The sequence below is a fragment of the Ralstonia sp. UBA689 genome (assembly GCF_002298975.1).
GTDB lineage: Bacteria > Pseudomonadota > Gammaproteobacteria > Burkholderiales > Burkholderiaceae > Ralstonia.
This window is the reverse complement of the sequence record NZ_DBMV01000032.1, coordinates 1-12,273: the sequence shown is the minus strand read 5'-3', so window position 1 is coordinate 12,273 and position 12,273 is coordinate 1. Positions and strand designations below refer to the sequence as shown.

The following is a 12,273-nucleotide window of genomic DNA, read 5'->3' as shown; positions in this document are numbered from 1 at the left end:
TTAGCTGGCCGGCGGCTGGTCAGCCATCGGCGCCTGCGGTTCGGCCGAAACCTCGTCGTTCTCCTCAGGCCCAGACGACGGAACTTGCACGGGCATCGAAGCACGCTTGCCTGTCAGTTCCGTATAGATACGCGCGTAGGCCCTGGCCGAGCACGCCCAGCCGAAGTCCACAGACATGGCTCGCTTTCGCAACCGCGACCAGTTCCTGGGGCGCGTCTCATACAAGTTCAGGCAGCGCGAGAGCGCGGCTTCCATGGCTTCGCTGGTGGCCGCGTCGAATACAAAACCGGTTGCGCTCGAGACGGGCTGATCATGCGCGTCCGCATCGAGCACGCTGTCGGCCAAGCCGCCAACCCGGCGCACGACCGGAATCGTGCCGTAGCGCATGGCGTACATCTGGGTGAGTCCGCACGGTTCAAAGCGCGACCCGTGCAGGAGTATGTCGGCGCCGGCGTGAAGGCAATGCGCACGCCCCTCGTCATAGCCGATCTGCACCGACGCGCGCCCCGGGTATCGGCGCGCAAGCGTGGTGAAGCCTTCCTCCAGCGTACGATCCCCCCGCCCATGCACGGCAAACTGGAGCCGCGGATGCGAAGTCATCATCCTAGGCAACCGCTCCAGCACGACGTCCGCCATCTTCTGCGCGGTCAGGCGGCTGATGAACACGGCGAGCGGTGCGGATGTATCGGCATTCAATGACACGCCTTTCTGCAGTTCGGCTTTACAGGATCGCTTGCCGCGCACATCGTCGCTTGAGTAATGGTGCCGCAGGTGAGGGTCGGTGCGGGGGTCCCAAAGCTCGGTATCGATTCCGTTCAGGATGCCTGTCAGGTCGCGGCCCCTGGCCTTGAACACGCCTTCCATGCCACAGCCAAACTCGGGCGAGCAAATCTCCCTCGCGTAGGTCGGACTGACCGTGGTCACCTTATCTGCATACCGGACGCCCGCCTTGAGGAAGGAAAGCCGTCCGTAGAACTCGATTCCGCTGACGCCCAGCACCCCCTGCGGCAGGCCGAGCAGCTCGGCCTGGTCGAGCGGGAAGTTGCCCTGGAATGCTGCGTTGTGCACGGTAAAGACGGTGCGAGGCCGCTTGGGCCCACTGAAGGACAGCAGGAGCGGCACCAGCCCCGTATGCCAGTCGTTCGCATGAACGATATCCGCCCGCCAGCCCGGGGTTCCCTGACCCAACGCCACTCTGGCGGCGACGTGACACAGGGTGCCAAAGCGCAGCGCATTGTCTTCCCAGTCGCGCCCTTCCACATCCTGGTACGGGGTACCGGTGCGGCCAAACAGTTCCGGACAGTCGGCCAGCCATACAGGAAGGTCTGAATCCGGCATCCATCCGGAAACCAAGCGAACACGGGTACCAGGCAGCAATTCGCCCAAGTCCGCCTCAACGTGCGGCGCAACGATACGCTCCAATGCGCTCGGATAGCCCGGCATCAGCAAGCGCACATCGGTGCCAAGACGAGAGAGTGCCTTGGGAAGTGCGCTGCACACGTCCGCCAGCCCGCCTGTCTTGGCAAGCGGAAAGACCTCGGAAGCCACAAACAGCAGCCGTATCGCGCCATCCTGGTGGGAGCTGCACTGCGAGCGCGGAGTCGCAGCAGCGATCGTTGTCTCCATAGGCTGACGCTCCATTCAAGATGGCCTGATTACCCTCTTGTCGAAATGTCATTCTGTAAGCTGGTGCGAGCAATGCGTTGATTGGGATCAAGCGGGCCATATCAACAATTCTGCGAATGCCACCGTCTTGGCGTCCTCGCCCAGCATTGCGATGGAGTCAGCCACCTTCGCCCGCGATCTGCCTCGGCAATGATCTTTATCGCCTTCTCACACGCCATCTATGATGGTCATGGCGCCGCTTGTCCGCGTTGAAGAATAGCCCGCGCGGGACCGTTTTCCGAATATGTGCCGCTCGTGTCGGAGCCGGTTGCCGTGCCGTTCAGCGGCCCACTGCAGTACGGTGTTCCACCAAAAGGGGGGCGAGCTTGCGTTCGACACATCGTGCAGCGCTCACAGCGCGTGGCATCGCTGGGGATCTGCCCGTCACAGCAACCAGCCGCGCCGACGTCAGACGCCTGCTGCAAGGCGAGCATGGCGATCCATACGCGGTGCTCGGCATGCACGCGGGCCCGGCAAAGGATCAGGTGACGGTGCGTTGCTTGCTGCCCAACGCGAGCAGCGTGGAAGTGATCGAACCCGGAAACGGAACCGTGCGCGCTGTCCTGGCACAGATCGATCCGCGCGGCTTCTTTGCAAATACGATTCACGCGCCACACGGCCGCTTCGACTACCGCTTGCGCGTGACCGACGCCGATGGCGTGCGCGAGATTCACGATCCTTATGCGTTCCCTCCGTGGCTGGGTGAACTCGACTGTCATCTGCTGGCGGAGGGCACGCACTGGAGCGCATATACGCGGCTGGGTGCACATCCCTGCACACTCAATGACGTTGAAGGTGTGAACTTCGCTGTCTGGGCACCCAACGCCCTGCGCGTGAGCGTCGTTGGCCCGTTCAACCATTGGGATGGGCGTGTGCATGTCATGCGGCAACGCATCGAGTGCGGCGTGTGGGAAATCTTCCTACCCGGCATCGGCGACAGCACGCTGTACAAATTCGAGGTGCGCACGCGCCACGGCGATCTCCTCCTCAAATCCGACCCTTATGCCTTTCAGACCGAGGTGCCGCCTGCCACCGCCTCGCGCGTGTGCGGCGGCATCCCGTTTGCCTGGACTGATGCCGATTGGATGACACGCAGGGGCCAGGCGCAGCGAACCGATGCGCCACTTGCAGTCTACGAAGTGCATCTGGATTCCTGGCGCCGCGATGCCGACGGCCGCAGCTACAGCTACGACAAACTGGCCGAAACGCTGGTGCCCTATGCCGCGGAGATGGGTTTCACCCACTTGGAGCTGCTGCCGCCTGCCGAGCACCCGTTTGCTGGCTCCTGGGGCTACCAGCCGACTGCGCTATTCGCGCCCTCCGCGCGCTGGGGCGAACCCGATGCATTTCGCCGCTTTGTTGACCGGGCTCACCAAGCGGGGCTCGGCGTCTTGCTGGATTGGGTGCCCGCGCACTTCCCCCAGGACTCGCACGGCTTGGCGCGCTTCGACGGCACCTGCCTCTACGAGCACCAGGATCGGCGCATCGGACACCATCGTGAATGGGACACCCTGGTCTACAACCTCGGGCGGCGCGAAGTGGCCAACTTCCTGATCGCCAACGCGTTGTATTGGCTGCGTGAATTCCACATCGACGGCCTGCGCACCGATGCAGTGGCCTCGATGCTCTATCTGGACTACAACCGTGCGCCGGGGCAATGGCTGCCCAACGCTTTGGGTGGCAACGAAAACCTCGATGCCATCGCGTTCCTGCGCCGCTTCAACGAACAGGTGCACACCGAGGCACCAGGCGGCGCCATCACCCTTGCCGAGGAATCCACAGCCTGGCCGCTGGTCACCCGTCCGCCTCATGTGGGCGGCCTGGGCTTCGACTACAAATGGAACATGGGATGGATGAACGACACGCTGGCTTTTATGCGACACAACCCGGTGCACCGGCGCTTCCATCACGACCAGATGACGTTTGGACTGCTCTACGCCTTCAGCGAGAATTTCGTGCTGCCGCTTTCGCACGACGAAGTCGTCCATGGCAAGCGCTCGCTGCTCAGCAAGATGCCGGGCGATCGGTGGCAGCAGCTCGCCAACCTCAGGTTGTACCTGGCGTTCCAGTACACGCAGCCGGGAAAGAAGCTCCTGTTCATGGGCGGAGAGATTGGCCAGGAGCGCGAATGGAACCACGACAGCGAACTGGACTGGGACTTGCTCAGCAATCCCGCACATGCTGGCGTGCAGCGCATGCTGCGCGACCTCAATCGGCAGTACCGCACGCTGGCCTGCCTCCATGAGAACGACTGCGAAGACCGTGGCTTCCGGTGGATCGACTGCAGCGACAGCCACCAGAGCGTGCTGGCGTGGCGACGGATCGGTAGCCACCCCGGTGATTTCGCCGTGATCGTCTGCAACTTCACACCAGTACCTCGCCTCGACTACCGCCTCGGCGTTCCGGTTGCAGGCGCGTATCGCGAGGTGTTCAACAGCGATGCCATCGAATACGGAGGCAGCGGCCTCGGCAACGCCGGTATTGCAAACAGCGCATCGATGCCGTGGCATGGCGAGCCCCATTCGCTCGCCTTGACGCTACCGCCGCTGAGCGCGCTGATCCTGCTTCCTCCAGGCTAGGCAAGTCGATGGCACCGCGCGCAATTCTCGATGCCGGAACGCCCTCGCCACTCGGGGCGCATTGGGACGGGCAAGGCATCAATTTTGCTGTGGTCTCCAAGCATGCCGAGAAGATGGAGCTGTGCTTGTTCGATGACGCAGGGCAGCACGAAACCCATCGCTTGGCGCTGCCATCACGCACTGGCGATGTCTGGCACGGCTACCTTGCCGGAGCCCGCCCAGGTTTGGTCTACGGTTACCGCGCGCACGGCCCCTATCGGCCTTCTGAAGGCCATCGCTTCAATCCGCACAAGCTGCTGCTCGATCCCTATGCCCGTGCATTGAGCGGTACCTTTGTCTGGCACGATGCGGTGTTCGGCTACCAAGCCGACGACGCCGGCGACGGTGCGCTGTCTTTCGACGCTCGCGACAGCGCACCATATGTGCCCAAATGCCGCGTCATCACGCCGCCTGAGCTTGCCCGCCGGGCGAGGCCGCCAAGGCTGCTCACTCCTTGGGCCGACACCGTGCTCTACGAACTGCACGTGCGCGGCTTCACCATGCATCACCCTGGCGTGCCATCGCAACTGCGCGGCACGATTGCCGCATTGGCCGAGCCTGCGGTCATCGCGCACCTGAAGACACTGGGCGTGACCGCCATCGAATTGCTTCCCGTCACGGCGTTCCTGAATGAGGCGCACCTGGTCAATCACGGGTTGCACAACTATTGGGGCTATAACCCGATCGCGCCACTGGCGATGCACGAACCCTACGTCGGCGAAGGTGGCGTGGCTGTGTTCGCCCGCACCATCGATCGCCTGCACGAGGCCGGTATCGAGATCATCCTCGACGTCGTTTTCGCCCATACGGCCGAAAGGGGCGCGCGCGGGCCGACACTTGCTTACCGAGGACTCGACAACAGCATCTACTATCGGCTGTTGCCCGACCGGCCAGCGCTCTACCAGGACTTCACGGGCTGCGGGAACACGCTCGACCTGTCGCAGCCGGTTGTGGTCGACCTGGTGCACGCCGCGCTGCGCTATTGGGCCTGCGAGATCGGCGTCGATGGTTTTCGTTTCGACCTTGCCCCAGCGCTCGCACGCGGGCACGACGGCGTGTTCGACCCAGAGGCGCCGCTACTGCAAGCGATTCTTGACGACCCCGATCTGCGCCAATTGAAACTCATCGCTGAACCCTGGGACTTAGGTGCGTCGGGCAATTTTCTTGGCCAGTTCCCCGCCCCGTTCGTGGAATGGAATGACCGCTACCGCGATGCCGCCCGACGCTTCTGGCGCGGCGATCACGGCATGACGGGTGAATTTGCCACACGCCTTTCCGGTTCGAGCGATCTGTTTGCTGCGAGCGGCCGATCGCCCAATGCGAGCGTCAACTTCGTCTGCGTGCATGACGGCTTCACCCTTGCAGACCTGACTGCCTATACGCACAAACACAATCAAGCCAACGGAGAGCACAACCGGGATGGCAACAATTGCAACTGGAGCAGCAACAGCGGCGTCGAGGGCAATACCGACAAAGCGGATGTCCTCGCGCATCGGCGGCGCTTGCGCCAATCCTTGTTAGGGACGCTGCTGCTTTCGCTCGGCACGCCCCTGTTGCTGGCCGGCGATGAACTGTCCCGTACCCAGCAAGGCAACAACAACGCCTACTGCCAGGACAACCCGATCAGTTGGCTGGATTGGTCAGCACTGGAAGACCCGCAGCGCGACCTCGTCGCATTCGTGCATCGGGCCGTTTCCCTTCGCCGCGGGCTGCCACGCCTGAGGGACGCCCGATTCTTCGATGGCCATCCGCTTCCTGACGCCCCCGGGCTCAAAGACATCGCCTGGCTACGCGCGGACGGCCACGAACTGACGCAGGACGACTGGAGCCACGACGCGCAGCGCGGTCTCGCCGTCCTGCTCACTGACGCTGCCACCGGTACAGATGCGGATGGCGCACGCGCGCAACTGTATCTCGCCTTGAACCCTGGCGGCCATCCGATGCATTTCCGGCTCCCTCCGCCCCACGACGGACACGATTGGATTCGCGTGCTGGACAGCGCGGCGCCCGGGTATCCGGAGGCAGCCGCATTGCATGGTGGCGGCGACACCGTTGCCGTTCCCGCCGCAGGCTTGCTCGCCCTTATGCCGTCTGGCGTGCGCGAACTCGGCGTGCCGCAGGTGTTGGCGATGCGCGCACGCAAGGCCGGCATTCTCGACGAGTACACCGATATCAGCGGCATCCGGCGGCAGGTGCCAGCACAAGCCTTGGTCAGGCTGATCAAGGCGGCCGCATGCGAGACACCACACCCGCGTCAAGCCCGAAGCGTCGCAGCATCCGAATCCGCGCCGACATGCTGGTTGCCCCCCGGCCTGGCTGAAGCACCGGGGCGCTGGGCACTCTCCGCGCAGGTCTATGGGTTACGCTCCACCCAGAGTTGGGGCATCGGCGACTTCGAGGATCTCGCGCGCCTGATCGACGTTGCCGGTCGCGCCGGCGCAGCCGGCATCCTGCTGAGCCCAGTGCACGCGCTCGCGCTATCCAGGCCTCACTGTGCCTCGCCCTATGCGCCAAGCAGCCGCCTGATGCTCAATCCCTTGCTGATCTCGGTCCAGCAGGCGGCTGGGGCCGAACCGCCGCCGGCATACCTCAGCTTCATTGGGCGAACCGACATTCGTGCCGAACTCGCGCGCCTTGAATCAGCCGCACTCGTCGACTACCCGGCCGTTGCCGCACTCAAGCTGCAGGCACTCGCGCTGCTGCACGATGCTTTCAGTCGCCTCCATCTGGGCGCGACGCCAAGCGCAGAAGGCAAGGCCTTCCTGCAGTTCCAGCGCGAAGCTGGCGCACCGCTGCACGCATATGCCCTGTTCGAAGCGCTGGATGAATGGGTCATGCAACAGCACGGCCGCCCAGTGCCGTGGGCACAATGGCCGGCAGCGTTCCGTGCGCCGGATTCCGATGCGGTCGCAGCGTTCGAAGACTCGCATCAGTCCCGCGTTGAGTTCTTTGCCTTTCTGCAATGGCAGGCCCGTCGGCAATGGCAACAGGCGGCGAGCCGGGCACGTCGCGCCGGCATGGAAATCGGCCTGATCGCCGACCTGGCCTTGGGTACGGATCTACACAGCGCCGAGGCCTGGGCGTGGCCCGGACTGCTGGCGCTGGATGCCGAGCTTGGCGCGCCGCCGGACGCCTTCGCCCCCAAGGGCCAGCGCTGGGGCGCACCGCCGTGGAAACCGCTGCGGCTTGCTGAACTTGACTACGCACCGTTCGATGCGCTGCTCGATGCGGCAATGCGCGACGCCGGCGCCATCCGCCTCGACCACGTTCTAGGGTTGATGCGCCAATTCTGGATACCGCGCGGCGAGTCCCCCGACCAGGGCGCCTACGTGGTGTACCCCTTCGACGCGCTATTGCAGCGGGTGGCGGAGGCCAGCATGCGCAATCGCTGCATGGTGATCGGCGAGGATCTTGGCAATGTCCCGCCCGGCCTGCGAGAACGCATGGCCGCAGCCCGGATATTTGGCTATCGCGTTCAATACTTTGAGCGTGGCCATGGCGGCAATTTCACTCCGCCAAGTGACTATGCACCGCTGGCGGTCGCTTCAGCCTCCACGCACGATCTGCCGACCATTACGGGCTTCCTGTCCCGCGCGGACCTGGACGAACGCCAGGCGCGCAAGCTATTCGCGTCACCTGCTCAGGCCGATGCCGCTCGCAATGAACGCAGCCAGACACTGAACGCGCTACGCACGGCGCTCGCGCCATACGGAGAAACCGGCGATGCGGCGGCACTGACTCTCGCCATGCACCGATTCCTCGCGGCCAGCGCCAGCCGGCTCGTGATCGTCCAGATTGAAGACGTGGTGGGCATGGCACGCCAGGCAAACCTGCCCGGACTGGGTGACGAGGCCCCCAACTGGCGCCAGCGCCTGCCAACGACCATCGAAGCGCTGGCGGGCGATCCGCGCATGGGCGAACTGGCTGCGATCTTTTGCCAGCGTGCCGGACCACAGGCGCGCGAGGTCTGACGAAGCAGAGAGACTACAGCCATAGCGCTGACATCCTCGTCAACGCCCCATCTTCAACTCCGTCCATGCGCGGTTCCAGGCTCGGCGCGTCTGGCTGTCGAGATCGGTCAGTTGCTCGAGCCGCTTCCGCTCTTCCGGGCCTGGGGTGATGGTGGGTTCGGACAGAAGCTCCGGGCGAATGTATGGGCGCGCAGCGCGATTGGGGTTGCCGGAGCCGAGGGTATTGGTCAACTGTGCGGCAACCTGCCCCTGCAGCATGAAGTTGATGAACTGATGCGCAAGCTCGGGATGCTTGGCGGACTTGGGCACGACAAAGCTGTCGCCAGTCATCCCGTTCCCCTCTTTCTGCAAGGAATAACCGATGGAAAACGGCCGCTTGACCCGCTTGGCGTCCATCTTGGCCTGGAAGATGTCATTCGAATAGCCCAGCACCACCCAGATATTGCCCACGGTCAACTCACGAATGTAGCTCTGGCTGTTGAACGCAGCCCAATAAGGCAAGGCGGCACGGATGGCCGCAACTGCCTCGCGCAACTGCGCTGGGTCTGTCGAATTGGCCGAATAGCCCTTGTAGCGCAACGCCTCCGCAATCACTTCGCGCGGATCATCCAGCACCGTTACCTTCCCCCGGATCTTGGCCAGGATCTTGGGATCGAACACCAGCGACCACGACGCCGCGTTCAGCCCGAGCTCACGCAGCCGCGTTTCGTTGTATCCGATGAGCGTGATGGTGAAGTCGTAGGGCAATGAATACACGTTATGCGGGTCCAGCGGCGTATCAAGGTAAGCCGGATCAATGTTGACGGCGTTGGGAATGGCCTGCTTGTTCAACGGCTGCAGCAGGCCGAGCCTCACCAGCGCCGGAATCCCGTAGTTGCTTGGCCCAATGACATCGAAACCACGCGCGCCCCCAGCCAGTTTGGCCAGTGCCTCTTCCATGGAGCCGTAATAGGTGATGTTGACCTTGCAGCGGCATTCCGTTTGGAACCGCTCCAACGTGTCCATGGATAGCGAGTTGTTCCAGTTGAACACATTCAATTCCGCATCGGCCAACGCCCATTGCATGGGGAGTGCAAGCAGCAGGCTAAGCAGCAGATTGCAATGCCATCTTCCCCGTCCGCAAAAGCCCGCCTGACCGCCTCTCCCAAAGAGATCCATCTTCATTGACCTGCCCTCCAGATATCGCGTGAGATACGAAATGCGGCAAGCGAGGCTGCACGCGTAATCAGCATCAGGATGGACGAGACAGCATTGACCTCCGGCGTGACTGCGATGCGGATCATGGAGTAGATCTGGATCGGCAGCGTCAACTGGCCCGCGCCGGCGGTGAAGAACGTCACCACAAAGTCGTCCATGGACAGGGTGAACGCCAGCAGGGCGCCAGCGATCACGCCCGGAAGAATCAGTGGCAGCACCACATGCCAGACCGCCTGCATGGGCGTGGCGCCAAGATCGCGTGCCGCGTCGATCAGGCTGTCATCCAGCCCTTCCAGGCGCGAGCGCACCACCACGGCGACAAAGCCGATGCAGAACGTGATGTGTGCCAGCATGACCGTGAGCAGGCTGAGTTCCAGATCGATGGCCGCGAAGAACAGCAGCAGTGAAACGCCCATCAACACCTCGGGCATGGCGATCGGCGCAATCACCAAGAACGTCAGGAGAGGCGGGCGGTATCGATACAGTGCGAAAGCCGCAAGGGTGCCGAGCGCACTGGCAAAGCATGCCGCGGCAATGCCGATCAGCAGAGAATTTCCCGCCGCCCGCAGCATGGCCGCATCGTTGGCCAAGACCCGATACCACGTCAGCGTGAAGCCCGTCCATTCGGCGTTCAGACGTGAGTCGTTGAAGGAATAGACCACCACGAGCACAAGCGGTGCATAGAGGAAGACATAGGCGGCGGTGCCGAACGCCCATGGCCAGCCTTGATGGGCTTTCTTCATGGCAACTTCCTCCGCGCCATCGGCATAGGGGTGGCGCCGCGTGGCATCCGCTGATGCGCGGCGAACATGCGACGGATGCCGTGCGCCACTCCGCCTCGGCGTGGGCGGGCAGCCAGCGAAACCAAGCCCATGATCACCAGCACCGCACCCACCAACGTCAGCGAAAGTGCGGAGCCCAGCGGCCAATCCCGGCTATCGAGAAATTGTTGCTTGATCAGGTTGCCGATCATGATCGCTCGCGTGCCGCCGACCAATTCCGGGACTGCGAACATCCCGATGCAAGGAATGAATACCAGCGCCGCGCCGGCCCATACGCCGGGCAGCGATAGCGGCCAGGTCACCCGCCAGAACCGCTGCCAGGCATTGGCACCGAGATCACGCGCGGCATCCAGCAACAGAGGGTCATGCTTTTCCAGGTTGGCGTAAAGCGGAAGCACCATGAACGGCAGATGCACATACACCAACACAACGATCACCGCCGCAGGCGTGAAGAGCACCTGAATCGGCTGCGCTCCCAGCCACATCAAAAGCCCGTTGAGGCCACGCATGACGTAGCCACGCGGACTCAGGATGATCATCCATGCATAGATGCGCACCAGAAAATTGGACCAGAACGGCAGGATGACCAGAAGCAGCAAAAGATTCCGCCGTTGTTCCACGCTCTTGGCAATCACCCATGCCAGCGGATAGGCAGCCAGCAAGCAGATCAGGGTCGTCAGCGCCGCATAGCCGGCGGACTTCAGGAACAGCCAGGCATAGATGGGGCTACTGAAGAGGGTCTCGACATTGTCGAGCGTGAACAACGCCTGCCACTGGCCCTGGCGCGCGGCTTCGGTGAGCGTGACGCGCCCACCCTCGGTCGAGAAGAATGGCACCAGACCTCCGCTTTCCCCGGGCAGACGAAAGGCTGCCGCCAGCATGATGGCGGTCGGCAACGCAAACAGGGCGAGCAGATACAGCACGGGCACACCCCATGCCAGGTACCGCATCAACCCGTCCGCGTGCGGTTTCATGGCGATCCGCAATCCATCAGTGGCACAGGAACACCCCAGATGCCGCAGGCCAGCTCAACTCGACCGGATCGCCTTGCCGGAATTGGCTGGCCTCGTCCAATACCGCGTTGGCGATCAAGGCCTGCAGGCGTAGGCCGCTGGTGAGTTCAACCGTATACAGCGTGACGTCGCCCTGATAGAGCCGACCGCGAATCGTCCCCCCCATGATGGCCTCGCCCTTGCTTCTTGCGTCCGTGCTGGTTTGCGCCGGTTCGACATGCCGCAGGAGGATTTGCTCCGGACGAATCGCAAGCGTTCCGCGGCTGCCGGCCGTCACGGCTTCGGTTGCCGGAACACGCGTCAAGCCGATACCGTCGACGCTGACGTGCGCAAATCCGTCGACATTGGCTTGCACCGTCCCTTCCAACAAGTTGCAGGCGCCAATAAAACCAGCAACGAAGCGCGACGCCGGGTGGCTATACAGTGCCTCGGGCGTGCCAACCTGAATGATCCGGCCCTCCTGCATGACGGCAATACGCTGCGAAAGCGCCAATGCATGCACCTGATCGTGCGTCACATACACGAACGCCACCTGGATCTGCTGCTGCAAGGCGATCAGCTCGTGCTGCATCTGCGCTTGCAAGGCCGCATCCAGTGCTGACAGCGGTTCATCCAGCAACAGCAGACGCGGGTTGGCCGCCAGAGCCCGTGCGATGGCAACCCGCTGGCGCTGGCCGCCGGAAAGCTCGTGCGGATAGTGGGCTTCGTAGCCCTGCAGGCGTACGTCTTCCACCAATGCCGCTACACGTTGCGCGATCTCCTGGCGAGGCGCCTTGCGCATGCGCAGCGGAAACGAGATGTTTCCCGCCACCGTCATGTGTGGAAACAAAGCGTAGCTCTGGAACACGGTGTGAATGGGCCGGCATTCCGGCGCGACACCCGCCATGTCTGCGCCATCGAAGAGGATGTCGCCTGCATCGGGCTCCAGGAAACCGCCAATGTGCCTCAACAGGGTCGTTTTCCCGCAGCCGGACGGCCCGACGAGCGTGAAGAACTCGCCAGCATGGGCCTGTCAGTAATTTCGTGT

General features: G+C 63.3%; 7 protein-coding genes. 2 read left to right on the top strand and 5 right to left on the bottom strand.

Going from position 1 to position 12,273, the window contains the following annotated elements; translation table 11 throughout:
* The gene (gene glgA / locus B4F51_RS14425) at positions 1-1,626 is read right to left on the bottom strand and encodes a glycogen synthase GlgA (protein WP_296226599.1); all 1,626 of its coding nucleotides are present in this window, start codon (positions 1,624-1,626) and stop codon (positions 1-3) included.
* A gap of 404 nt (positions 1,627-2,030) precedes the next feature.
* Here glgA and glgB point away from each other — a divergent pair, with 404 nt between their 5' ends.
* Positions 2,031-4,244 carry a 1,4-alpha-glucan branching protein GlgB gene (gene glgB, locus B4F51_RS14420; RefSeq protein ID WP_349676283.1) on the top strand — a complete coding sequence of 738 codons (2,214 nt, stop codon included), beginning with the start codon at positions 2,031-2,033 and terminating at the stop codon, positions 4,242-4,244.
* A gap of 8 nt (positions 4,245-4,252) precedes the next feature.
* Entirely contained in the window at positions 4,253-8,254 is a 4,002-nt protein-coding gene (gene glgX / locus B4F51_RS14415) for a glycogen debranching protein GlgX (RefSeq protein ID WP_296226596.1), read from the top strand.
* Between the two features lie 39 nt (positions 8,255-8,293).
* Here the strand turns inward: glgX and B4F51_RS14410 are convergent, their stop codons facing one another.
* The 4 genes from B4F51_RS14410 to B4F51_RS24655 form a co-directional block, all read right to left on the bottom strand.
* Positions 8,294-9,319, bottom strand: a complete 1,026-nt coding sequence (locus tag B4F51_RS14410; protein WP_296226594.1) for a polyamine ABC transporter substrate-binding protein — start codon at positions 9,317-9,319, stop codon at positions 8,294-8,296.
* Between the two features lie 95 nt (positions 9,320-9,414).
* Positions 9,415-10,194, bottom strand: a complete 780-nt coding sequence (locus B4F51_RS14405; protein ID WP_296226592.1) for an ABC transporter permease — start codon at positions 10,192-10,194, stop codon at positions 9,415-9,417.
* Positions 10,191-11,207, bottom strand: coding sequence for an ABC transporter permease (locus B4F51_RS14400; RefSeq protein ID WP_296226591.1), 1,017 nt, complete (start codon positions 11,205-11,207; stop codon positions 10,191-10,193). Before B4F51_RS14400 ends, B4F51_RS14405 begins: the two co-directional genes overlap by 4 nt.
* Before the next feature lie 16 nt (positions 11,208-11,223).
* A complete protein-coding gene (locus B4F51_RS24655; protein ID WP_414706772.1) occupies positions 11,224-12,195 on the bottom strand; it encodes an ABC transporter ATP-binding protein in 972 nt (323 codons plus the stop codon).
* Positions 12,196-12,273: the final 78 nt, after the last annotated feature.

Bases quoted from the DNA above. Each gene is read 5' to 3' on its own strand.
- B4F51_RS14410 (WP_296226594.1), bottom strand. From the start codon at position 9,319: ATGCAATGGGCGTTGGCCGATGCGGAATTGAATGTGTTCAACTGGAAC.
- glgX (WP_296226596.1), top strand. From the start codon at position 4,253: ATGGCACCGCGCGCAATTCTCGATGCCGGAACGCCCTCGCCACTCGGG.
- B4F51_RS14400 (WP_296226591.1), bottom strand. From the start codon at position 11,207: ATGAAACCGCACGCGGACGGGTTGATGCGGTACCTGGCATGGGGTGTG.
- B4F51_RS14405 (WP_296226592.1), bottom strand. From the start codon at position 10,194: ATGAAGAAAGCCCATCAAGGCTGGCCATGGGCGTTCGGCACCGCCGCC.
- glgA (WP_296226599.1), bottom strand. From the start codon at position 1,626: ATGGAGACAACGATCGCTGCTGCGACTCCGCGCTCGCAGTGCAGCTCC.